This is a genomic window from Streptomyces sp. NPDC059092 (genome assembly GCF_042756365.1).
In the GTDB taxonomy this organism is placed as follows: Bacteria; Actinomycetota; Actinomycetes; order Streptomycetales; family Streptomycetaceae; genus Streptomyces.
Map to the genome: position 1 here is coordinate 1 of NZ_JBHZEJ010000008.1, position 21,042 is coordinate 21,042.

General features: G+C 72.5%; 20 protein-coding genes and 1 pseudogene. 7 read left to right on the forward strand and 14 right to left on the reverse strand.

Going from position 1 to position 21,042, the window contains the following annotated elements:
- On the reverse strand, positions 1-880 hold an 880-nt coding region (locus ACFXPL_RS07145; protein WP_384913797.1), incomplete at its 3' end, for a DMT family transporter.
- Between the two features lie 300 nt (positions 881-1,180).
- Between ACFXPL_RS07145 and ACFXPL_RS07150 the strand changes: the two genes are divergently transcribed.
- The 4 genes from ACFXPL_RS07150 to ACFXPL_RS07165 all read left to right on the forward strand — a co-directional run bounded on the left by ACFXPL_RS07150 (position 1,181) and on the right by ACFXPL_RS07165 (position 5,211).
- Positions 1,181-1,777, forward strand: coding sequence for a TetR/AcrR family transcriptional regulator (locus ACFXPL_RS07150; RefSeq protein ID WP_384913800.1), 597 nt, complete (start codon positions 1,181-1,183; stop codon positions 1,775-1,777).
- A 178-nt stretch (positions 1,778-1,955) separates the two neighbouring features.
- The gene (locus ACFXPL_RS07155; RefSeq protein ID WP_384913803.1) at positions 1,956-2,471 is read left to right on the forward strand and encodes a hypothetical protein; all 516 of its coding nucleotides are present in this window, start codon (positions 1,956-1,958) and stop codon (positions 2,469-2,471) included.
- On the forward strand, positions 2,468-3,688 hold the full coding sequence (locus ACFXPL_RS07160) for an epoxide hydrolase family protein (protein ID WP_384913807.1): 1,221 nt from the start codon (positions 2,468-2,470) through the stop codon (positions 3,686-3,688). Before ACFXPL_RS07155 ends, ACFXPL_RS07160 begins: the two co-directional genes overlap by 4 nt.
- 440 nt (positions 3,689-4,128) lie before the next feature.
- Positions 4,129-5,211, forward strand: a complete 1,083-nt coding sequence (locus ACFXPL_RS07165; RefSeq protein WP_384913810.1) for a hypothetical protein — start codon at positions 4,129-4,131, stop codon at positions 5,209-5,211.
- Positions 5,212-5,244: 33 nt separating this feature from the next.
- On the opposite strand, the gene ACFXPL_RS07170 is transcribed toward ACFXPL_RS07165, so the two are convergent.
- From ACFXPL_RS07170 to ACFXPL_RS07210, 9 genes are all read right to left on the reverse strand, one after another.
- Positions 5,245-6,894, reverse strand: a complete 1,650-nt coding sequence (locus ACFXPL_RS07170) for a cytochrome P450 (protein WP_384913812.1) — start codon at positions 6,892-6,894, stop codon at positions 5,245-5,247.
- A 119-nt stretch (positions 6,895-7,013) separates the two neighbouring features.
- Positions 7,014-7,628, reverse strand: coding sequence for an ATP/GTP-binding protein (locus tag ACFXPL_RS07175; protein ID WP_384913815.1), 615 nt, complete (start codon positions 7,626-7,628; stop codon positions 7,014-7,016).
- Entirely contained in the window at positions 7,609-7,983 is a 375-nt protein-coding gene (locus ACFXPL_RS07180; protein ID WP_384913818.1) for a DUF742 domain-containing protein, read from the reverse strand. The genes ACFXPL_RS07175 and ACFXPL_RS07180 overlap by 20 nt, the downstream gene beginning before the upstream one ends.
- Positions 7,980-8,387 (reverse strand): roadblock/LC7 domain-containing protein, encoded by a 408-nt coding sequence (locus ACFXPL_RS07185; protein ID WP_384913821.1) that lies wholly within the window; start codon positions 8,385-8,387, stop codon positions 7,980-7,982. The genes ACFXPL_RS07180 and ACFXPL_RS07185 overlap by 4 nt, the downstream gene beginning before the upstream one ends.
- Entirely contained in the window at positions 8,384-10,126 is a 1,743-nt protein-coding gene (locus ACFXPL_RS07190) for an ATP-binding protein (protein ID WP_384913825.1), read from the reverse strand. Before ACFXPL_RS07190 ends, ACFXPL_RS07185 begins: the two co-directional genes overlap by 4 nt.
- A gap of 296 nt (positions 10,127-10,422) precedes the next feature.
- Complete coding sequence (locus ACFXPL_RS07195; RefSeq protein ID WP_384913828.1) at positions 10,423-11,229, reverse strand: ABC transporter ATP-binding protein; 807 nt, start codon at positions 11,227-11,229, stop codon at positions 10,423-10,425.
- The gene (locus ACFXPL_RS07200) at positions 11,226-11,990 is read right to left on the reverse strand and encodes an ABC transporter permease (RefSeq protein WP_384914174.1); all 765 of its coding nucleotides are present in this window, start codon (positions 11,988-11,990) and stop codon (positions 11,226-11,228) included. Before ACFXPL_RS07200 ends, ACFXPL_RS07195 begins: the two co-directional genes overlap by 4 nt.
- Before the next feature lie 47 nt (positions 11,991-12,037).
- Complete coding sequence (locus ACFXPL_RS07205; protein ID WP_384913831.1) at positions 12,038-12,829, reverse strand: ABC transporter permease; 792 nt, start codon at positions 12,827-12,829, stop codon at positions 12,038-12,040.
- Positions 12,826-13,809 (reverse strand): ABC transporter substrate-binding protein, encoded by a 984-nt coding sequence (locus tag ACFXPL_RS07210; protein WP_384913834.1) that lies wholly within the window; start codon positions 13,807-13,809, stop codon positions 12,826-12,828. Before ACFXPL_RS07210 ends, ACFXPL_RS07205 begins: the two co-directional genes overlap by 4 nt.
- 235 nt (positions 13,810-14,044) lie before the next feature.
- Here ACFXPL_RS07210 and ACFXPL_RS07215 point away from each other — a divergent pair.
- Positions 14,045-14,167: pseudogene (locus tag ACFXPL_RS07215) on the forward strand (IclR family transcriptional regulator); the annotation flags it as partial.
- A 347-nt stretch (positions 14,168-14,514) separates the two neighbouring features.
- Here the strand turns inward: ACFXPL_RS07215 and ACFXPL_RS07220 are convergent.
- The 3 genes from ACFXPL_RS07220 to ACFXPL_RS07230 form a co-directional block, all read right to left on the reverse strand.
- Positions 14,515-14,904 (reverse strand): roadblock/LC7 domain-containing protein, encoded by a 390-nt coding sequence (locus tag ACFXPL_RS07220; RefSeq protein ID WP_384913836.1) that lies wholly within the window; start codon positions 14,902-14,904, stop codon positions 14,515-14,517.
- 81 nt (positions 14,905-14,985) lie between these two features.
- Positions 14,986-15,972 carry a hypothetical protein gene (locus ACFXPL_RS07225; RefSeq protein WP_384913840.1) on the reverse strand — a complete coding sequence of 329 codons (987 nt, stop codon included), beginning with the start codon at positions 15,970-15,972 and terminating at the stop codon, positions 14,986-14,988.
- Positions 15,969-16,334 (reverse strand): hypothetical protein, encoded by a 366-nt coding sequence (locus ACFXPL_RS07230; RefSeq protein ID WP_384913842.1) that lies wholly within the window; start codon positions 16,332-16,334, stop codon positions 15,969-15,971. The genes ACFXPL_RS07225 and ACFXPL_RS07230 overlap by 4 nt, the downstream gene beginning before the upstream one ends.
- Before the next feature lie 115 nt (positions 16,335-16,449).
- On the opposite strand from ACFXPL_RS07230, the gene ACFXPL_RS07235 reads away from it, so the two are divergent.
- Both ACFXPL_RS07235 and ACFXPL_RS07240 read left to right on the forward strand, forming a co-directional pair.
- Positions 16,450-16,815 carry a hypothetical protein gene (locus ACFXPL_RS07235; protein WP_384913845.1) on the forward strand — a complete coding sequence of 122 codons (366 nt, stop codon included), beginning with the start codon at positions 16,450-16,452 and terminating at the stop codon, positions 16,813-16,815.
- A 541-nt stretch (positions 16,816-17,356) separates the two neighbouring features.
- Complete coding sequence (locus ACFXPL_RS07240) at positions 17,357-18,808, forward strand: hypothetical protein (RefSeq protein WP_384913848.1); 1,452 nt, start codon at positions 17,357-17,359, stop codon at positions 18,806-18,808.
- On the opposite strand, the gene ACFXPL_RS07245 is transcribed toward ACFXPL_RS07240, so the two are convergent.
- Entirely contained in the window at positions 18,792-20,996 is a 2,205-nt protein-coding gene (locus ACFXPL_RS07245; RefSeq protein WP_384913851.1) for a tetratricopeptide repeat protein, read from the reverse strand. The two genes, ACFXPL_RS07240 and ACFXPL_RS07245, sit on opposite strands and share 17 nt — an antisense overlap.
- Positions 20,997-21,042: the final 46 nt, after the last annotated feature.

The following is a 21,042-nucleotide window of genomic DNA, read 5'->3' on the forward strand; positions in this document are numbered from 1 at the left end:
CGCTCGTCGGCGCTTCCACGGCCGTCGGTTCCGCCGTCCGTGGAAGCGCCGCGGCGGTCCGCGTCAGCAGCACCACGCCGCGCCCCGCGACCACGGCGCCCACGAGTGCGGCGGCGACGCCCAGTTCGCCGCCCTGAAGCCCTTCGCCCAGCAGCGCCAGCCCTATGACGGACGCGGCGACCGGATTGGCGAGCGTCAGCACCGCGAGCGGGGCTCCCAGGCCGCCGCGGTAGGCCGTCTGCGAGAGCAGCAGACCACCCGAGGCGAAGGCCGCGACGACCAGGGCCACGGCCCCCACCTGCCAGAGCGGCAGCGCGCCGGTGGCCCCGTCGCGCTCCGTGGCGGCGACGGTGACCGTCTGGGTGAGGGCGGAGGCGACGCCGGAGATGATCCCTGAGGCCGCCGCGTGCCGCAGCCCAGGCCGGGCTCCCGGCCTGCTCAGCAGGGCGACCAGGGCCATCGCGACCCCCGCGACACCGAGCGCCTGCGACAGGGTGAGCGTCCGTTCGGGGGCGGCCCCCGCCGCCGTCAGCAGGATGATCGCGAGACCGGCCAGCGTGAACGCCGTGCCGCGCCACTCGCCCCTGCTGACCTGGCGTCCGGCGCGGCGGGCCCCCAGCGGTACGGCGGCGACGAGCGTGAGCGCGCCCAGCGGCTGGACGACCGTGAGCGGGCCGTAGGTCAGCGCCACGACATGGAGCAGCGCGCCGGTCGCGTTCAGCCCGACGGCCGACCACCAGGCGCCCCTGCGCAGCAGCGTGAGGAGCGGAACGCCCTGCTCCGTACGGGCGGCGAGGCGCTCCTGCGCGACGGCGGCGCAGGCGTAGGCGACGGCGGAGATCAGGGAGAGCGCCACCGCGGCCGTCATCCCGGCGCTCATCGGACCGCTCCCGCCGTGTGGACCGGGAAGAGTCCGCTGACGAGCGTCAGCTCTCGTACGAGGGGCGGTCGGGCGGAAGGGTTCTGCTTCCGTTCGGCGGGCCCAGTGCGGGTGTGGAGATGCACCCGACCCCCTTGGGTGGACGACACGGCGCCCTGCGACGACGTGGTGGTACGGCGGCGGGGTCTGCACCACGCCCTATCGATACGCCAGTGTACCGAAACGGATTCGTTTCGGTACACTGGCGTATCGGTACACTGGCGTATCGATGTGTGTGAGTGCCGGAGCCGAGGAGAGACGATGACGCCGCAGCGCCGCTCCAAAATCACCCCGGAACGGGAGCTTGAGTTGTACGAGGCGGCTCTCGACCTGCTCAGGGAGAGCGGCTACGACGCACTGACCATGGAGGGCGTCGCCGCCCGCTCCCGCTGCGGCAAGTCCACGCTCTACCGGCAGTGGCGTACGAAGCCGCAGCTCGTCGCCGCCGCACTGCGCGGCACCCGGTGCGCCCTGCTCGCGGACGTCGACACCGGCGGGCTGGAGGGGGACTTGAGGGCGGCGGTCCGCGTGGCGGCGCTCGGCGCGGGTCGCGACACGGCGCTGCTGCACGCGCTCACCCACGCCGCGTCACAGAACCCGGAGCTGCTGCTCGCGCTGCGGGAAACGCTCATCGAACCGGAGATCACGGCCATCGGGGCCATGCTGGAGCGCGCCGTGACCCGGGGCGAGCTGGCCGCGGACAACCCCGCCATCGAGTTCGTGGCCGCCCAGCTCATCGGTGTGATGCGCGCGCGGCCGACGACCGAGGGACGGCACGCGGACGAGGCGTATCTCACGCGGTTCCTGGAGGCCGCGGTCTTTCCCGCGCTCGGTCTGCGGACCGGCGCGCACCCCTGACCGGCGGACCGTCGTTCCGAGCGGATGACGACGGTCCGTCCGCGCCGCACCGTGGGGACGGGGGCGGCGCACCACATGATGGTGGGCTCCTTCTCCGGAAGGGGCCCACCGTCATGTCCGGGCCGGACGCGCGTCAAGAAGCCTTGACGTCAAGCTGCCCTGACGGAAGACTCGGCCCATGTCCACCCCCGACGAGCTGGAGAACCGCTTCACGCTGCGCACCGCCGTCGCGCGCTACGACGAGCTGCGTACCCGCGAGTCACTGTCCGCCCCCGGCGAGGACGAGGAGGGCGCGGACGGCGCGACCCCCGCACCGGACGTCGACTCCGACGCGCTGAGCCGCGAGGAGACGCTGGAGCTGCTGGCGCTGGGCGAGCTGATCGCCCGCAAGGCGGCGTACGGGCGGCAGCTCTCCGTACGGTCGGCGCGCAGCGCCGGCGCGTCCTGGTCGCGGATCGGGGCGGCCCTGGGCACCAGCAAGCAGGCCGCCTGGGAGGCGCACCACCGCTGGATCGACGAGCAGGGCGGCCAGCGGATGCGGACCGGCTCGATCGGCTGGGACGATACGGAAGTGGCCGCCGCGCGGGCCCTGGCGGACGGTCCGGACGACGGCGGGGACGACAGTGACCGGACCGACGTTCCGGCCGATGCCGGGGGCGCCGGCCGGGACGACGACGACAGGGACCGCCCATGAACGCCTCCCCCGCCCCTCCTCCCTCCCCTTCCCCCTCCACATCCTCCGTCTCCTGCGCGCTCACCCCCTTCACCCTCGCCGTACCGCAGCAGGAGCTGGACGAACTCTCCGCCCGGCTGGCGGCGACCCGCTGGCCCGCCGCCGCCACCGGCGCCGGATGGTCGCAGGGCGTGCCGCTCCGCTATCTCCAGGAGCTGACCGCGTACTGGGCCGACGGCTACGACTGGCGCGCCCAGGAGGCAGAACTCAACGGCTTCCCGCAGTTCACGACGGAGATCGACGGCGCCACGGTGCACTTCCTGCACATCCGCTCGCCCCGGCCCGGCGCGCTGCCGCTGCTGCTCACCCATGGCTGGCCCGGCTCCGTCGTCGAGTTCCTCGATGTGATCGGGCCGCTGACGGATCCTCCGGCGTCGGCGGGCGGCGACGCTTTCGATCTGGTGATCCCCTCCCTCCCCGGCTACGGGCTGTCCGGGCCGACCACCGGCCCCGGCTGGGAGGTGCGCCGCGTCGCACGGGCATGGGCGGAGCTGATGAGGCGGCTCGGCCATGACCGCTACGGCGCGCAGGGCGGCGACTGGGGCCACGCGGTCACCCTCGAACTGGGCCGTGTGGACGCCGCCCATGTCGTCGGCGTCCACGTCAACACCCTGCTGACACGGGAGCCCGACGATCCGGCCGTGGCCGCCACGCTCGGCGACGACGACCGGGACCGGCTGCGCCGAACGGCCGCCGCGTACGCCGAGATGTCGGGGTACGCGCTCGTCCAGAGCACCCGGCCGCAGACCCTCGGATACGCCCTCACCGACTCGCCCGTCGGCCAACTCGCCTGGATCGCGGAGAAGTTCGCCGAGTGGACGGACTCGGCGGAGGTACCGGAGGACGCGGTGCCGCGGGACCGGCTGCTGACCAATGTGATGCTCTACTGGCTGACCCGTACGGCGAGTTCGTCGGCGCGGCTGTACTGGGAACACGCCCGGTCCCCGCACGCCAGTGCCCCTTCCGTCCCCGCGCGCGAGCCGTACCCCACACCGACCGGTGTCGCGGTCTTCGGCGGAGATCTCGCGCGTCCGGTCCGGCGGCTCGCCGAGCGGGACCATCCCGTCGTCCACTGGACGGAGTTCGACCGAGGCGGCCACTTCGCCGCCCTGGAACAGCCTGGCCTCTTCGTCGACGACGTCCGGTCCTTCTTCCGCCGCTTCCGCGTGCGGCGTTGATCACGGCCGGAGGACGGAGGCCGCGCTGAGATGGATCGGGTCAGTTCGTCTGCTCACGGGACCCCTCATTGACGTAGTGTCAGCGATCCGGAGACGGGTCGATTCCGTACGGTCCGGACACGGGCCGTGACCAAAAACGCGGCCGGGAGCCCCGTCGCGGGCTCCGCCCGGGGCGTGGCGAGGAGGCGGATGACGGCGCGCGACGGCGCGGGGAAGTCCGCACCAGGGGGCGGGAAGCGGTCGTCCACGGGGTTCACCCGAACGCCTACCAGCTTGATCAGGACAGCTCACAATCAGTCAATTCAGGCCAGGCAGCGGTCACATGAACCGCTGTTGACGATCCGACAGGGCCGGATACGCTCCACTACGCCTCGTCCCCCACGACATCGCGCCTCGTCAGCCCACCGCACTCCGCCCGTCCCCGCAACTGGAGGCCGATCGTGCCCTGTGTCTCGGAACAGCGCCTGGCTCAGCAGCTTCCGGCCGTGCCGTTCTACTGCCCGGTTCCGCCCGCCCGGCACCGATCGGGTGACACTCTCAACGACCGGACCGTACGGTGGATGCGAGGGCAGCGGCTCGACGAGGACGAGCGGCAGCTCAAACGTCTCGCCGTCTGCGACTTCGGCGGACTGGCCGCGTCGACGATGCCGTACGGACGGCTCGAACCCCTCGCCCTGATGGCCAAGTTGCACGCCGTCCTCTTCTCCCTGGACGACGGGGTCTGCGACGAGTCGGCGGTGACGGCGGATCTCCTGGCCCAGGAGACCTCGCGCATCATGCGTGCCCTGGAGGCGCCAGAGTCGCGTTCGGCGGACGACTCGCCGCACACCGCCGCGCTGCGCCGGATCCGGCTGGAGCTGGAGCCGTACGCCTCGGCCCGCCAGCTCCGCCGGGTGACCGAGGCGATGCGCGTCTACACCTCGGGGCTGGTGTGGGAGGCGTCCTGGCGGAGCGACGCCCGGCTGCCGTCGGTCGACGACTACGTCATGCTGTGGATGCGGGCCATCGGGATGGCACCGTCCACCGCCATGATCGAGATCGTCGGCGGCTTCTCCGTCTCCGACGAGGATCTCCAGGACCCGCGCGTACGGGCCCTCACGGAGATCACCTGGACGCTGGTGAGCTGGGACAACGACCTCTACTCCCGCAACAAGGAGCTGGAGCGGGCGGGTGACGACCTCAATCTGATCGATGTGGTGTGCCAGGAACAGGGGTGCGACCCGGAGCGCGCCCTCGTCCGGGTCGTGGCGATGCGGGACCGGGTGATGGTGCTCTTCGACCGGCTGGCCGCGCAGGTCGAGGAAGAGGCTGACGAGAGTCTGCGCCGTTATGTGCGGGCGCTCGGCCAGTTCGTCCGGGGCCATCTCGACTGGGCCTCGCGCTGCCCCCGTTACACCGTGTCCTCGGGCCCGCGGACTCCGCCCGGCGGCTGGTGGAAGCAGCAGCCGGCCGACAACAGCCTGGAGCCGCTTCCCGTCCCGGGGATCGCCTGGTGGTGGGACCAGCTCGCCCCGGCGCGCTGACCCGTCCCCCGACACCTTCGCCCTCCCCGTCCGTCAGTACCCGCGCCACCAGCGGGCCACGGCCCGCCACGCCCGCCGGGGCGCGCTGCTGCCCGTCCGCTGCTCCGGAACCGGAGCCGGAACCGGCGCCACCGGTACCGGCACCGGTCCCCCGGCCGTGGCGCCGTCCTCGGAGGGCGGTGGCGTCGCCGCCACCGGGATGTACCGCGCACCCGGTACGGTGCCGGGCGAGGGCGAGTCCACCTGCCACCGCGGACGCGGTACGGGGGACGTCGCGTTCGGCGGTCCGGTGACGTCCTGGGGCGGCCGGGGCGCGAACGTCACCGGCAGTTCCCGCAACTGACGCGACATCAACGCCGCCGACCACCGCAGTTCGTCCTCCTCCACCGACAGTTGCAGGTCCGGCAGGCGCAGCAGCAGCGCGTCGATCCCGGTGTCGGCGATGGCGCGTCCGATGTCCTGCCCCGGGCACTCGTGCGGCCCGCCGCTGAACGCGAGATGCGCGCGGTTGCCCTGCATGGACGCGTCGAGGTCGGGCCGTACCACCGGGTCCACGTTGGCGGCGGCGATCCCGACGACCAGCGCGTCGCCCGCCTTGATCTGCTGCCCGCCCAGTTCGGTGTCGCCGACCGCCCAGCGGCCGAAGATCGTGGTGAACGGCGGCTCGTCCCACAAGGTCTGCTCGACCGCCTCCGGCAGGGTCATGTGGCCACCGCTCAACTGGGCGCGGAACCGGGGGTCGGTGAGCACCATGCGCAGCGCGTTGGCGATCAGGTTGGCGGTGGTCTCGTACGCGGCGATGAGCACCAGCCGCAGATGCTGGCTCACCTCGTCGTCCGTCAGCCCCGCCGGATGCCGGGTGAGCCAGGTCGCGAAGTCCTCCTCCGGGGCGATACGGCGCCGCTTGACCAGCCGGGTCAGGGCGGCCATCACGTACGCGTTGCTCTCGTTGGCGGTGGCGGTGCCCTTGATCATGTCGCGGGCCGCCTGGACCAGCCGTTCGTTGTACTCCTCCGGCATTCCGATGATCTGCGCCATCACCATCATGGGCAGGTGCTCGGCGAAGCTGCTGACGAGATCGGCCTGCCCGGCCTGGCAGAACTCGTTGACGAGCCGGTTGCTGTAGCGGTTGATGTAGCGGCGTACGCCCCGGTGGTCGATGCGCGCGATCGAGTCGGTGACCGCGCCACGCAGCCGCTCGTGCTCCGCGCCGTCGGCGAAGACGCAGATGGGCTGCCAGGTGAAGATCGGCGCCAGGGGGTGGTCGGGCGGCGCGCTGCCGTCGTGCAGCGCGCGCCAGCGCCGGGAGTCCCGGGAGAACTGCGACGGCGTCCGCGTCATGTGCAGGTTCTCGCTGTGGCCGAGGACGAGCCAGGCGGGAACGTCGCCGTGCAGGAGTACGGGCGCCACGGATCCGTGTTCGGCGCGCAGTTTCTCGTACAGGCCCATCGGGTCGCTCTCGGCCTCGGGCCCGTACAGCCGGCGCAGCCCGGCCGGTGCCGGGCCGCCCGGGACGGGGCCGTCCGGGTAGGGGCCGTCCGGGTAGGGGCCCGCGCCGTTCACGCGCCCGGTGGGCAGGCCGGTGCCGGGCAGTCCGCCGGTGCTCAGGCCGTGGGCCGGGCAGCCGGGGGGCGGCGCTCCATGGCCGTCCGGCCCGGGCCGGTGGGGAAACGGGGTGGTCACGGTCGCTCCAGGGAGAGGGTCGGGGCGGGAAGGGGGCGTACGACGTACGGGGCAGGCCGGGACCGGCGCAGAGGGCGCCGCGCGGTCCCGGACGGAAGGGGGCTCAGCCGGGCCGCGGCTCAGCCGGCCTGCGCGGAGAGCTGGTGCAAGTAGCTCATCAGCGTCAGCAGCACATCGCGGCTCGATGCCCGTAGCCGTGCGTCGCAGTCGACCATCGGCACCTCTTCGGGCAGGTCGAGCGCGGCGCGCAGCGCCTCGACGGGGTGGTGCGGCGCGTCCGGGAAGGTGTTGACGGCGACGACGAACGGTACGCCGCGCTCCTCCAGGCGTCCGATCACGTCGAAGCTGACTTCGAGGCGGCGGGTGTCGACGAGGACCACCGCGCCCAGGGCGCCTTCGAAGAGGCCGTTCCACAGGAACCAGAAGCGTTCCTGGCCGGGGGTGCCGAAGAGGTAGAGCACCAGGTGTTCGGTGATGCTGATCCGGCCGAAGTCCATCGCGACCGTGGTGGCGGTCTTGCTCTCCACACCACGGTTGTCGTCCACCCCCACCCCGGCCTGGGTCATGGTCTCCTCGGTGGTGAGGGGCCTGATCTCGCTGACGGAGCCGACCATCGTCGTCTTGCCCACCCCGAACCCGCCCACGATCACGATCTTCACCGCGGAGGTGGCCGTGGTGGGCAGGATGTCCTCGGTCCTGGGGCCGGTGATCGTGTCAGAGTTTCTGGAGTCCATGCATCACCGCTTCGAGAAGGGACCGGTCGGGAAGGGCGGCGCGGACGATGGGCGCGCGCGATTCGACCAGCTCGGTCGCGAGGAGTTCGGTCAGCAGCGCGGTCACCACGCTGAAGGGGAGGCTGAGGTACGCGGAGATCTCGGCCACGGAGAGCGGCCGGTGGCAGAGCCGCAGGATGACGGCCTGCTCCGGCTGGACCGTCGGGGACGGTTCCACCTGTGCCACGATCATGGTGACCAGGTCGAGCGGGGCCCGTACGGCACCGTCCGGGCCACCGGTGATCACGTAGAGCCGTTCCGGGTCTCCCACGTCCGCTTCGGGCCCACGGCGTTCACGTCGGGGAGGCGGGGTCATCCGGCCTGCCCGTCATGGCGTGGCGGGCTGGTGAGATGGGCTCCGATCCGGACCACCATGTCCCGCATCCGGGCGCCGACCAGCCCCGCGTCCACCGTGTCGTCGGCGAGGACCGCGAGATAGGCGCCCGTGCCCGCCTCCATCAGGTAGAAGAAGCCGCCCCCGACCTCGATGACGACGAGCCGCATCCGGCCGTCACTGAGGGGGATCTCGGCGGCGACCGCGGCGGCCAGGCTCTGGAGCCCGGCACAGGCCGCCGCGAGCCGGTCGGCCACGTCCGGGTCGCCGCCGTGCCGGGCGATCCGGAGTCCGTCGGCGGAGAGCACCACGATCTGCTGGATCTGCGGCACCCCGTCGGCGAGTTCCTTGAGCATCCAGTCCAAGTTCGCCCGCTGCTGGATCACTTCAGATCTCCCTTGCCCCGCACATCGTCGGATTCGCCGTGATCGCCGGTCCGGCCCGGCGACTCCTCTGTCCCGGCCGACGGCTCCCCGGGGGTGCCGTTGACCGCTTTCGTGAACGCTTCGAGCCAGATGCCGGGTCCGGGTTTGCCCTCGGGCGTACGGTCGCCGGCTCCGTCCGGTGTGCCGGCCGCGGCGCCGTGGCCGTGGCCGTTCGGCAGACCGTTCGACAGGCCGTGGGCCTGGCCGTTGGCGGCGCCGTTCGTGCTCCCGCTCGTGCTCCCGTTCGCCGAGCCGTACGACCGGCCGCCGCCCTGGTGTCCGGTGGAGTGGAGCCCGAGGTTGTGCGAGCCCAGCGGGGCACGTCCCCGGCTGCGCCGCTGCGGCAGTCCGTTCTCCGTCCACTCCGTCACCACCGGTGCGTCGTCCTCCCCCGCCGCCGCGACCGGGGCCGGACGCCGGGGACCGGTGATCGGGCGCGGCACACGGTTGGCGGGGCGCAGCACATCGGTCGTGGGCAGGTCCGACACGGTGCCCCGGGGCAGCGCCGAGGCGCCGATGCCATGGGCGATACCGGGCGCGGGTCCGGTGGTCACGATGGAGCGCGGCACGATCAGCACGGCGCGTACGCCGCCGTACGCCGACTGCCGCAGCGAGACCTGGAGGTGGTACATCTGGCAGAGCCGCCCGACCACGGCCATGCCGAGCCGGGGCGTGTCGCCGAGGTCGTTGAGGTCGATACCGGCCTGGGCGCGCGCGAGCATGTTCTCGGCGCGGGCCCGCGCCTCCTCGCTGAGGCTGACGCCGCCGTCCTCGATCTCGATGGCGATCCCCGTCTGCACCTCGACGGCGGTCACATGGACGCGGGTCTGCGGAGGTGAGTAACGGGTGGCGTTGTCGAGGAGTTCGGCGCAGGCGTGGATGATCGGTTCGACGGCGGTGCCGATGATCGCGATCTTGGCGATCGAGTGCAGATCGACGCGCTGGTACTCCAGGATCCGCGACATCGCCCCGCGCAACACGCTGAACAGCGGTACGGGCCTCGGCCATTGGCGTCCGGGGCGGGCCTTGCCGAGTACGGCGATGGAGTCGGCGAGCCGGCCGATCAGCGCGGTGCCGTGGTCGATGCGCAGCAGGTCGTCGAAGACCTCGGGGTTGCGGCCGTGGGCGTTCTCCATCTCCCGCAGTTCACTGGCCTGTTGGTGCACCAGGGCCTGGACCCGGCGGGCGATGTTGACGAAGGAGCGCTGCGCGGACTCGCGCATGGCCTCCTCGTCGTCGACGATCTGGAGGAGGGACTTGAGCAAGGAGCGCTGCGCAAGGGGAAGTTCGCGGTAGCGCTCGTCGCCGTCGACCACGGCGCGGATCACCTCGTCGGGCGATTCGCCCTGGCGGAGCCGGTACACCGCGGCGGGCATCAGCTCCTTGCCGAGCCGTACGCTCTCCTCGTCGTGCTGCGCGAGGCGGCCCTCCAGCAGGGAGATCCGGTACGCGTAGCGCTCGTGGAGCACGCCGATGGCCCGGCGGCGGCGCGCCAGCTCCAGGGCGCACCAGGCGATGACGGCCAGGGCCCCCGCTCCGTACAGCGCGAGCGGTATCCGCGCGGTCTCCTCGACGAGGACCACCACGAGGGTGGTCACCGCGGCGACGAGGAGGACGGGGAGGAGCAGCGCGCGGAATCCGGGTGACGTTTGTTCCTTTGGTGGCGCCTGTTCCTTGGGTGGTACTTCAAGACGAACCATGTAAGCCCTCTGGCGGTCGATTCAGGTCGGTTTTCGAACAATCAAGGAACCTGGGAACAAGTGCCTGATTACGTATCAACTCAGCGCGTATCGCGAGAGCCTAGCCCGGCCCGAACGGCACTTCGGCGTATTCACGCAACCTCATGCACAGGCGCCCCACGGGGCATAGACTTCGCCGGTTTATACGCTGTGATTGCGCGGCGGCACAAAGGGTGACGACGCCCGTGCGCCCTCCGAACACCCGGACGGACCCCCGGCTGACACCCCGGCCGGACCGCTGGTGCGGGCGCGTCCCGTCAGAGCGCTCCGTCGCCGCGCTTGGCGAGCTGTATCTGCTCGTACACCCGTGTGCGCAGCTCCGCGAAGCGCGGGGCGACCCGCGTGTGGAGCTGGTCCCGCTCCCCGGGCAGGTCGATCTTCACCTGCTCCTGTACGACGGTGGGCGCGGCGGAGAGGATCAGTACCCGCTCCCCCAGATAGACGGCCTCGTCGATGTCGTGGGTGACGAACAGGATCGTCATGCCGCGCTCGCGCCAGAGCCCGCGGACCAGGTCCTCCAGCTCGGCGCGGGTCTGGGCGTCGACGGCGGCGAACGGCTCGTCCATCAGCAGCACTTCGGGCCCGTACGCCACGGCCCGCGCGATGGCCACCCGCTGCTGCATGCCGCCGGAGAGCTGCCACGGGTAGGCGCCGCCCGCGTCGGCCAGGCCGACGGCGGCGAGGGCGTCCTCGACCAGCGCGCCGCGCCGTCCCCGGTCGAGGGACTTCCGTTGACGCAGGGGCAGTTCGACGTTCTCCCGCACCCGCATCCAGGGGAAGAGGCTGCGTCCGTACTCCTGGAAGACGACGGCCATACCGGGCGGCGGCGCCGTGATCCGGCGCCCCGCCAGCCGGACCTCGCCCCCGGTCGGCGTGAGCAGCCCGGCGACACACTTGAGGAGGGTGGTCTTGCCGCACCCCGAAGGGCCCACCAGGCAGGCCAGTTCGCCCGCGCCGAGGGAGAAGGTGAGGTCGCGGACGGCCTCGACCCGGCGGCCCTGCCCCTCGTAGACCTTCCGCAGCCCCCGTACGTCGAGCATGCTGTCCCTCTCCGTGATGGTCATGACGACCGCCTTGACCTGCGCAGACCGTGGTACCAGCCGAGAGCCCGGCGTTCGGCCGCGCGGAACAGCAGGGAGAGCAGGAAGCCGAGGAGGCCGAGCAGCAGGATGCCGCTCCACATCTCGGGGATGGCGAAGCCGCGCTGGAACTGGACGATGGCGAAGCCGAGGCCGTCGCCGGCCGCGGACATCTCGCTGATGACCATCAGGATGATGCCGATGGACAGGGCCTGGCGCAGCCCCGCGAAGATCCGCGGGCTCGCCGAGCGCAGCACGAGGTGGCGCAGCCGGGCGGCGCCGTCGATACCGTACGACCGCGCGGTCTCTGCGAGTACGGAGTCCACGGCCCGTACGCCCTCGACGGTGTTGAGGAGGACGGGCCAGACGCAGCCGGTGGCGATGACCACGATCTTCATCGTGTCCCCGATGCCCGCGAAGAGCATGATGACGGGCACGAGCACCGGCGGCGGCACGGCCCGCAGGAACTCCAGGACGGGTTCGGTCGCGGCGCGCACGCGACGGTACGAGCCGATGACGACGCCGAGCGCCACTCCGGCGACGGCGGCCAGCGCGTATCCGGCCGTGAGGCGCAGCAGGCTGGGCAGCACGTCGTCGGCGATCCGCTCGCCCGTCCACACCTCGCCGAAGGCATCGGCCACGGTGCGCAGCGGCGGGGCGTAGAGACTGGTGCTGGAGTCCGAGGCGATCCACCAGCCGGCCACGAGCAGGGCGGGCAGCGCGAGCGCGAGGAACGCCTGGCGCAGCGCGCGCCGGGTCGCCGTCGTCGCGGTGGGCGTGGCGGCGGTGTCCTTCACAGGGCCGCCTCGCCCCGTACGGACGGGTGCCAGGCGAGCGCGCGCCGTTCGACGGCCCGGGCGCCGACGTTGACGAGCAGGCCGAGGCACCCGGTGACCACGACCAGCGCGTACATCTCCGGCACCGCCTGCGAGGTCTGCGCGACGGCGATGCGGGCGCCGATCCCCGGCGAGCCGATGACGAGTTCGGCGGTGATCGCGAGGACGAGCGCGACGGCGGCGGCCAGGCGTACACCGGTCATGACGTACGGCAGGGCGGTCGGCCAGAGTACGTAGCGAATACGGGCCCAGGTGCCGAGCCCGTACGAGCGCGCCGTCTCCTCCGCGATCGGGTCGACGTCCGCGACGCCGTACAGCACCTGGACGAGGACTTGCCAGAACGCGGCGTAGACGACAAGCAGCAGGGTGGAGCGCAGGTCCGTGCCGTAGAGGAGGACCGCGAGCGGGATGAGCGCCACCGAGGGGATGGGCCGCAGGAACTCGACCGTGGAGGCGGTCACTTCGCGCAGGTACGGCACGACGGCGAGGACGATCCCCGCGGTGACCCCCGCGACGACGGCGATCAGCAGGCCGAGCCCCCAGCCGGTGAGCGTGTCGCCGAGCGCGGTCCAGAAGGTGGGGTCGGACAGCTCGGTACCGAGGGCCCGGGCCACCCGGTCGACGGGCGGGAGGTAGTCGGCGGAGACCAGTCCGGTCCGCCGGGCCAGCTCCCACAGGGCGAGGGAGGCGGCCAGTCCCCCGGCCCCCAGCGCGGCGTCGACCAGGCTGTTCCCGCCTCCGTGGGTCATGGGAGGAGGGTGTCCAGATCGGGTGCGGAGCTGAGGGTGCCGTCCTGCTCACCGAGTCGCGCCAGCCTCTCGATCGACGCACGGTCGGGCTGGGCGGGCCAGCGGGGCAGGTTCATGTTCCGGAGCAGCGTCTCGGGGATCCTGGTGTAGGTGGTGAGGATCTGGCGGACCTCGTCGGGGTGGCTGTTGGCGTACTCCAGCGACTCGGCGGTGGCCTCCTGGAATTTCCGTACCGTCTCCGGGTTCCGCCGGGCGTACGCGGTGGAGGTGAAGTACATCGCGACGGTGAGATCGGGCGAGACGTCGGCGTAGCTGGAGGCGATGACGGTGCCGCCCTGGCTCTTGACCGTGGCCAGCGCGGGTTCGACCACCAGGGCGGCGTCGACCCGGCCGCCGGCCAGGGCCGCGGGCATCTGGTCGAAGGGCAGCTCGACGAAGTCGACCTCGGCCGGGTCGCCGCCCGCCTTGCGCACCGATTCGCGTACGGACGTGTCGCCGATGTTCTTCAGCGTGTTGATCGCGACCTTCTTGCCCGCCAGCTCCTTGGCGGACTTGACCGGGCTGCCCTTCGGCACGGCGAGGCCGGCGAAGTCGGCGCCCTGTTCACCGGCGCTCGCGATGCCGTTGGCGACGGCCTTCACGGGGACGCGGTTGACCTGGGCGAGCATCAGGGTGGTCATGTTGGAGAAGCCGAACTGGAACTGTCCGCCGACCACGGCGGGCACGATCGCCGCACCGCCCTGGGCGGTCACCATGGTGAGGTCGAGGCCGCGCGAGGCGTAGAAGCCCTTCTTCTCGCCCAGATACAGGGGCGCGACATCCACGATGGGGATGATCCCGACCTTGACGCGGACCGTGGAGCCCGACGCCCCCTCGCCCGCACCGCCCGGGCCCTCGGAGCCTCCCGAACCGGATCCGCCGCAGGCCGTCGCGGTGACCAGGAACGCGGCGGCGATGGACGCGATGGGCAGTCGACGCATGAACCCCCCTTTGCCGGGACGGCACTTCCGGCGGACCGACCGTGCGCAACCCGCACAGCTTTTCCCAGCGGGAACATAGGGGCACCCGCAGCCACGGGTCAACGGTGCGCGTACGGCCTCATCAGCCGCGTATGACAGGGGAGTTGGGAGACCGGCGAAGGAACGGCGAGGGCGTGCGAGGCGTTGTTGACAGCCCTCGGACGGCTCCTGGCGTGCGCGTCACACACAGACGTACATCGCCTTCCTCCCCGAGAAGCGCGACACCCTCAAGGGCACCGAGCCGGCCTCTCTCACCCCGTACACCACCGTCTCCGTCGATCTGCTGCGCGCGGAGCTGGAACGTGTACGGCGCCAGGGGTACGCGCTGGTCGGCCAGGAGCTGGAGGAAGGCCTGCGCTCGGTCGCCGTAAGGGTACGGACCGGACGGGCACCGTCGTCGCGGCCGTCAACGTCCCGGTCCACACGAGCCGTCACACGATCGAGTCGGTACGGCGTGATCTGCTGCCCCCGCCGCTCGCGACGGTGGCCCGGATCGAGGCCGACCTGCGCGTGGTGGCGCCCCGGAGACGACAGCCACGGGGACGACAGCCGCGAAGACGACGGCCACGGAACTGAGGAGAGACGAACCGGGGCGGGCGACCGCTCGCGGGGAGCGGAGCCGTGCCGCCGCCCCGTACGCCCGCGTCCGCCCCGGGATCCGCCGGTTCAGGCGGACACGTCTCCTTCGAGGAGCTTGACCAACTCGGCCACGAGAGCGGGAGCCTCGCGCTTCAGCGCGACGATGTCCATCCCCTCGTCGCCCAGGATGGAGAGCAGCGCCCGGTCGCCCACCGCGAGGACGATGATCTGCCCGGCCGCGCAGCGGATGACCACATCGCGGAGCGCGCCCGCGTCGGCCTGCTGCGCCATGCGCTGGCCGAGCCCCAGGGTGGCCGCGGCGAGCGCGGCCACGGACTCCGGCTGGAGTGTGTCGGTGTCGGCGGCGACCATCAGGCCGTCGGCGGTGGACAGAACACTTTCCGACGCCCCCAGCACCCGTTCCCGCAGCGAGGCCAGAACTTCGACGAGGGGCGTGACGGACGAGTCTGCGTGCATGGTTTCGCTCCTTGATGATGATCCGGCAGCGGTCCTGCCGTGGGGCGTTCTACAAGGCTCCGGCCACGTACCGCGGCCGGGCTACGAGCCGTCCGTCTGTCCTGAGGGGTGCCGGCGCCCCGAGTGTTCCGGCGCCGTCGCTCCGGCGGGTGGCGTCGGTGCCACCCCCGGCTTGACGCCCGGTGCCCACTGGGGGCGGGGGCCGGGGACCCGGCGCGGCAGGGACCCGGCGGACAACCGCGGCTCCGCCTCGGCGGGTCCGCCGCCCTCGCCCGCGCTCGCGCCCGGGAGGCGGGGCGCGGTGCTCGGCCTGCCCGCGGGGCGCCGGTCGCCTTCCCACTGGACGAGCTTGAGGTCGTCCATCCTGATCAGATCCACCATCACGGCGAACAGCCCCCGGCCGAGAAAGAAGGCGAGGTCGCGCGGTGTCCGGCGGCCGTTGGCGAGGGCGAGGAGCGCGGTGTGGCGCGGTGCCAGCCTGCCGGCGGCCCGTTCCGCGCTCGCCGAGGGCCGCAGCCGGGTCCTGGCCAGCTCGCCCGGTGACCCCCAGCGGCCGGTGACGAACGCCAGCCGCCGCGCGGTCTCCTCGGCGACGTCCTGCGGTTGCGCGGGATACCCCCCGAGTACGGTCTGGGTGGGCCCGCAGACCTCCCAGCCGTCCGGCCGGGTGAGCGCCATCGCGAAGGCTCCCTCGTACATCGTCGCGGTGCAGAGGACCTCCAACTCGGTCTCGCCCACCAGTCCCTGGCCGACGAGGGCCGCCCCGAGACCGTCCGTGTCCTGGGCCGCCGCGAGGGCGGACGCCCACCCCTCGTCGTCGATCCGGCCCGACTTCAGCAGGGCGGACTCGACCGAGGGAGTCCCGGGGGTTTCGATCGCGCTGATCAGGCCGTTCCTGAGGTGAATCGTTCCTCCAGGCGCCCCGGAGACCGACACCGTACCGCTGTAGCGCTCCTGTTGCAGCCGTACGAGCAACGCCGTGACGTTGCGCGGCGCCGGGGTGTCCGAGGGCCCCGTCCCCAACGGGACCGGCTGCGAGGACCCTTGAGGGTCGGAGACACCGCTCATGCGAGCACACCTTCCGCGTGTTCGGTGAGCCGGCGCATCGCCAGGGCGAGATTCGTCCGGTCGCGGTCCAGCGCCGCGACCAGCAGTACGGGGTCGCCCGCGCGCCGCACCGCCTGCACCACGTGGTAACGGCGCACGCTCGTCACGATCACACTCTCCAGCTCACTCTCGGCCCCCACCCGGTCCACCTGGGCCGCGATCACGGCGGTGAGTTCGGCCGCTTCCCCGCCGTCCCCGACCTCGGCAGCGTCTCCGACCACGCAGTACGTAAGACCGGTGACCGCGTCCACCAGAGCGGCTCCTGTCATCCCGGGCATCTCCATGAGCCGGGCGAGGGACGATTCGATCGCTGACACGTACATCCCTTCGGGTTACGGCTGATTTCACAGTACTCTAGTCTTCAACTAGTCCCCTGGTGACCAGGTTTGGCATTATTTCGTCCGCAAAGTTTCGGCTCTTTCAGAACAGGACCACACGATGAACCTTGAGACCGCGCTCAAAGAGGCCATGGCAATCGACGGCGCGCTCGGTGTGGCCGTGGTCGACTACGAGAGCGGACTGTCACTCGGAACGCTGGGCGGGGACCAGGGGCTCGATCTGGAGGTCGCGGCGGCGGGGAACACCGAGGTCGTGCGCGCCAAGATCCGCACCCTCGCGATGCTGGACGTCGACGACGCCGTGGTCGACATCCTGATCACTCTCGGCAAGCAGTACCACCTGATCCGGCCGTTGCTGTCCAGTCACGGATCGCTCTTCCTCTACCTCGCGCTCGACCGCGGTCGCGCCAACCTCGCGCTGGCCCGCCACAACCTCAAGCGGATCGAGACGGAACTCGCGATCTGAGGTCGCGACGGCACGTCGACGCGGGGCGGGTGGATGAACGAGGAGCCGGACGGCTGGATACGGGTGCCGGTGGGCGCCGGGTCGGCACGGTGGACGACGCGCGGGCGGTGCCGGCTGGTGCTGTTCGTCGTGCACAACGTGACATCGGCGACCCGGCTGCTGGACGTTCTCCCGCTGTTCAGGGACGACCTGCGGATACAGGCGCTCGCCACCTGCACCGGTTCGTCGCCGTTCCAGGCCGGGGTGGCCGACCTGCTGGCGAAGACCGGCGTGCCGGTGCTTCCGTGGGAGCAGGCGGTCGCCCTCCCGGTGGATCTGGCGATCTCGGCAAGCTTCGGCGGCCAACTCCACTCCATCAAGGGAAAGTTGTCGGTTCTCTCGCACGGCGTTGGCTATAATAAGAGGCTGGCTACACCGGACACCGGACACCGGACACCGGACACCGGACACCGGACGCCCTTCGGCCGATGCGCATGCGGGTGCGGGTGCGGGTGCGGGTGCAGGCACGGGTGCGGGCATGGCGGCGGAAGGAAACGCCGGTGTGGCACCACCTGTCTTCGGGCTCTCTCCCGAGTGGCTGCTCGCCGACGGCACACCGGTGGCGGACTCACTGGTCCTCTCCCATCCCGAGCAGGTGGAGCGGTTGCGTGCCGCCTGTCCGGAAGCGGTTTCCACCGCCGTCCTCGCCGGTGACCCCTGCTTCGACCGCATGCTGGCCGCCGTTCCGTACCGCGAGCGCTTCCGCCGGGCCCTCGGGGTCCGCCGGGGCCAGCGGCTCGTCCTGCTGAACTCGACCTGGAACCCGGACTCCCTCTTCGGGGACGGCGGGGCCGAGGATGTGCTGCCGTCCCTGCTGCCGCGCCTCACGGCCGAGCTGCCCGCCGACACGTACCGGCCGGCCGCCGTGCTGCACCCCAACATCTGGCACGGTCACGGTCCCGGCCAGGTCCGCGCCTGGCTGGACCGGGCCCGGCGGGGCGGTCTGGCGCTGGTGGATCCTCTGGACGGGTGGCGTCAGGCACTGATCGCAGCCGATGTGATCATCGGGGACGCCGGTTCCGTGACCTATTACGGAGCGGCCCTCGGCACCCCCGTACTGCTGGGCGCGGCGCCGACGGACGGCCTCGACGCGGGCTCGCCGGTGGCCGCGTTCGTACGGCGGGCGCCCCGGCTCGCGCCCCACGCGCCACTCCGGTCCCAACTGGAGACGCTGCTGAACAGCCGCCCCGGTCCTCAGCCGGCCACGGAGCCGGACCCAGGTCCTGCCGGGCTGGTCTCATCGGTGCCCGGCGAGGCCGCGACCCTGCTACGGCGCCACTTCTACGGGCTCATCGGCGTCCCCGAGCCCTCGGAGCCCGCGCTGCTGGACCCGCTGCCGCTGCCGTCCTACGAACCGGTCACCCGAACGGCCCCGCTCAGGGTGGTGACCCGGCTGCTCGGTGCGGGCGAGGTCGAGGTGGCCCGGTACGCGGATCCGCGCGCGGAGCCCGGGGAGGACGAGGAGGGCGGGGACGCGCACACCGCTGTGCACGAGGACACCCTGGACCCCGGGCGGCTCGCCCTGGCGGATGTGATCTTCCGGTACGGCGCGGCGGACGACCCCCGGTTCGGCGGACCCGAGCGGTGGACGGAGGAGGTGTTGGCCCGCCATCCGCACAGCGCCCTGGCGGCGTTCGTCGCCGAGGGCGGGGTGTGTACGGTCCGTACCCGCGCCGGATCCCTGCTGCGGCTCTCCGCTCACGCCCCTGACGGCCCCCTGTCCGGGGCGGACCCCGCCGTCTGTGCCTCCGCCCTCCATGCCTGGCTGGCCGGAGGAAGCACACCGGATGAGCTGGCGGCGGGCGGGATGACCGTACACACCGGCGCGGGCGTCTGCCAGGTGTCGGTCACGCCGGTAGGCCCGAGGGACCCGGTCATCCCCGGCACTCCCGGCACTCCCGGCACCCCCGTCGCACCGGTCGCACCGGTCGCACCGGTCATTCCTGAGCGCTGAGGCAGCGCTCGCGCAGGGCGCGCAGATGCGCGAGGTGGTGGGCTGCCTTCTCCTTGTCGAGGGTGGCGGTCGCCTCGTCGATCAGCGGCAGCGCGCTCTCCGGGCGCCCCTCGGCGAGATGGGTCTCGGCCAGGTCGGTGAGTGTCCTCGCCGCGTTGTACGGGTCGGCGCCGGCCCGGAAGAAACCGAGGGCCGACTCCAGGCGCTCCCTGGCCTCGGGGAAGCCGCCGAGGCCGCGCAGGGCCCGGCCCCGGTGCCGCTCCAACAGGGCGCGGGCGCGCGGCAGATCGCGGGCGCCCTCGTCGTCGGGGCCCACCCCGTCCAGGACGGCTGACGCCTCCTCGAAGCACGCGTACGCCTCCTGGAAGCGCCACTGCCGCAGTCGCAGCAGCCCCAGTGACTCGACGGCGGACGCCTGCCCGCGCCGGTGCCCGGCCTCCGCCTCGGCCCGGACGGCGGCGGTCAGATGGGTCTCGGCCTCCTCGTAATGCCACAGCTCCATCAGGTTCAGTGCCAGCAGGACATGCATGCGCCCGGCCATCCGGGATCCGGGGTGGTGGGTATCCACCACCCGTGCCCCGGCCCGGAGCGCCGGAAGGATCTCGTCGTGGTGGCCCGCCTTGAGCTGGAGCGGCCAGAGGGCCTGGCAGAGCTGGTAGACGGAGTCGGGGTCGCCGAACTCCTCGGCGGCCAGGACCGCCTGGACGAGGTTGCCCAGTTCGGCGCGGAGCGCGGTGAGCGCCTCGCCCTCGTCGCCGTACGGGCCGGAGGTGCCCGCCAGCTCGTCGTAGAGCGGGCCGATCGCCCAGGCCTGCGGCAGGGCGGCGAGCCGGGCCCGCACCGCGAGGCGCAGATACCACCGCACCGTGCCGGTCATGGCCGCCGAGCAGGCCGCGATACCGTCCGTACGGAAGGCGGTCGCCTCCGCGTGGCCACGGATCGCGGGACGGTAGCGGTAGCGGCCGGTGTCCGTCAGCTCCAGCAACTGGCCGCCCGCCAGCACCCCGAGGGACTGGGCCGCCTCGGCCTCGGGTATCCCGGCGACGGAGGCGACGACGTCCGGTCCGAGCGCGGGCCACTCGCGCAGCGACATCAGCCGGTAGACGCGGGCCGCGCCGGGCTCCAGCCCTCGGTACGTCCGCTCGGCGGCGGTACGGACGGGGTCGCGGCCGGTCACGGAGAACGCCTCCCCCGTACGGTGCCGCGGCGGGGCCGGGTCAGCCAGGGCCGGCGCCGACGCCGGCCCTGGCTCCGGCGCCGGCGCACCCTCCGCCTCCGGCTCCAGGAGAAGGGGCGCGGCTGCCCGCAGGGCGTACGGCGAACCGCCGCACCGCTCCAGCACCCGCGGCAGCACGGCGCGCGCCGCGGCCACGGTCTGGCTGCCCGCCAGGTCCGTGAGCAGCCGGCGCGCGTCCTTGTCGGACAGCGGTCCGACCGGAACGGGCACCGCGTCCAGACCGGGCAGCGGCCGACGCGCGACCACCACCGTGAACACCTCGGGCGCGGAGGTCAGCAACGGCTGGACCTGCGCGGACGAGTGTGCGTGGTCCAGCACGACGAGCAGCCGCCGGTCGGCCACGCAGCGCCGGAAAGACGCGCGCCGGTCCGCCGCGCCCGGTGGGATGTCGTCCTGGTCCATGCCCAACTGGACCAGGAGACCGCGCAGCACCACGGCGCTGTCGAGAGCGGTCCCCGCGGAGGCGCCACGCAGGTCGGCGTAGAGCTGTCCGCCGGGGAACCGGGCGGCTTCCCGGCATCCCCAGTGGACGGCCAGGGCGCTGGTGCCGATGCCCTCGGAGCCGTGGATCAGCGCGAGCCTGGGCCGTCCGTCGGCCTTGCGCGAGGCCTCCCGCTCCAGCAGCCTCATCGGGCCCTGACGATCCGTGAAGAACCGTATGGAGGGCGGCAGTACGGGGATGCCGTCCGCCGTGGCGGGGAGTGGGGCCGTACGGGCGAACGCCGCCCAGGCGCGGGCGAGCGCGGGATCGTCGCGCACGCTCTCGTGGACGAGACGGGCCACGGCGGACAGCTCGCCCGGTCCCGTCGGCGCCGCCACCTCCTGCCCGACGATGCGGCGCACCAGGCCTCCGGCCGATTCCCAGGCCCACTTCCCCGCCTCGTTGGCCATCCCCGCGCCCACGGCGCCCAGCACCGCGGTGATCGCCGCCAGCGACATGGGATCCAGCATGTCCCGCTCCCCCGCTCCCCTGATCTGTGGCCCGGCGTCGGAGAAC

Coding starts and splice junctions, on each gene's coding strand:
- ACFXPL_RS07150 (WP_384913800.1), top strand. CDS start 1,181: ATGACGCCGCAGCGCCGCTCCAAAATCACCCCGGAACGGGAGCTTGAG.
- ACFXPL_RS07155 (WP_384913803.1), top strand. CDS start 1,956: ATGTCCACCCCCGACGAGCTGGAGAACCGCTTCACGCTGCGCACCGCC.
- ACFXPL_RS07160 (WP_384913807.1), top strand. CDS start 2,468: ATGAACGCCTCCCCCGCCCCTCCTCCCTCCCCTTCCCCCTCCACATCC.
- ACFXPL_RS07175 (WP_384913815.1), bottom strand. CDS start 7,628: ATGGACTCCAGAAACTCTGACACGATCACCGGCCCCAGGACCGAGGAC.
- ACFXPL_RS07180 (WP_384913818.1), bottom strand. CDS start 7,983: ATGACCCCGCCTCCCCGACGTGAACGCCGTGGGCCCGAAGCGGACGTG.
- ACFXPL_RS07190 (WP_384913825.1), bottom strand. CDS start 10,126: ATGGTTCGTCTTGAAGTACCACCCAAGGAACAGGCGCCACCAAAGGAA.
- ACFXPL_RS07195 (WP_384913828.1), bottom strand. CDS start 11,229: ATGACCATCACGGAGAGGGACAGCATGCTCGACGTACGGGGGCTGCGG.
- ACFXPL_RS07205 (WP_384913831.1), bottom strand. CDS start 12,829: ATGACCCACGGAGGCGGGAACAGCCTGGTCGACGCCGCGCTGGGGGCC.
- ACFXPL_RS07210 (WP_384913834.1), bottom strand. CDS start 13,809: ATGCGTCGACTGCCCATCGCGTCCATCGCCGCCGCGTTCCTGGTCACC.
- ACFXPL_RS07220 (WP_384913836.1), bottom strand. CDS start 14,904: ATGCACGCAGACTCGTCCGTCACGCCCCTCGTCGAAGTTCTGGCCTCG.
- ACFXPL_RS07225 (WP_384913840.1), bottom strand. CDS start 15,972: ATGAGCGGTGTCTCCGACCCTCAAGGGTCCTCGCAGCCGGTCCCGTTG.
- ACFXPL_RS07230 (WP_384913842.1), bottom strand. CDS start 16,334: ATGTACGTGTCAGCGATCGAATCGTCCCTCGCCCGGCTCATGGAGATG.
- ACFXPL_RS07235 (WP_384913845.1), top strand. CDS start 16,450: ATGAACCTTGAGACCGCGCTCAAAGAGGCCATGGCAATCGACGGCGCG.
- ACFXPL_RS07245 (WP_384913851.1), bottom strand. CDS start 20,996: ATGCTGGATCCCATGTCGCTGGCGGCGATCACCGCGGTGCTGGGCGCC.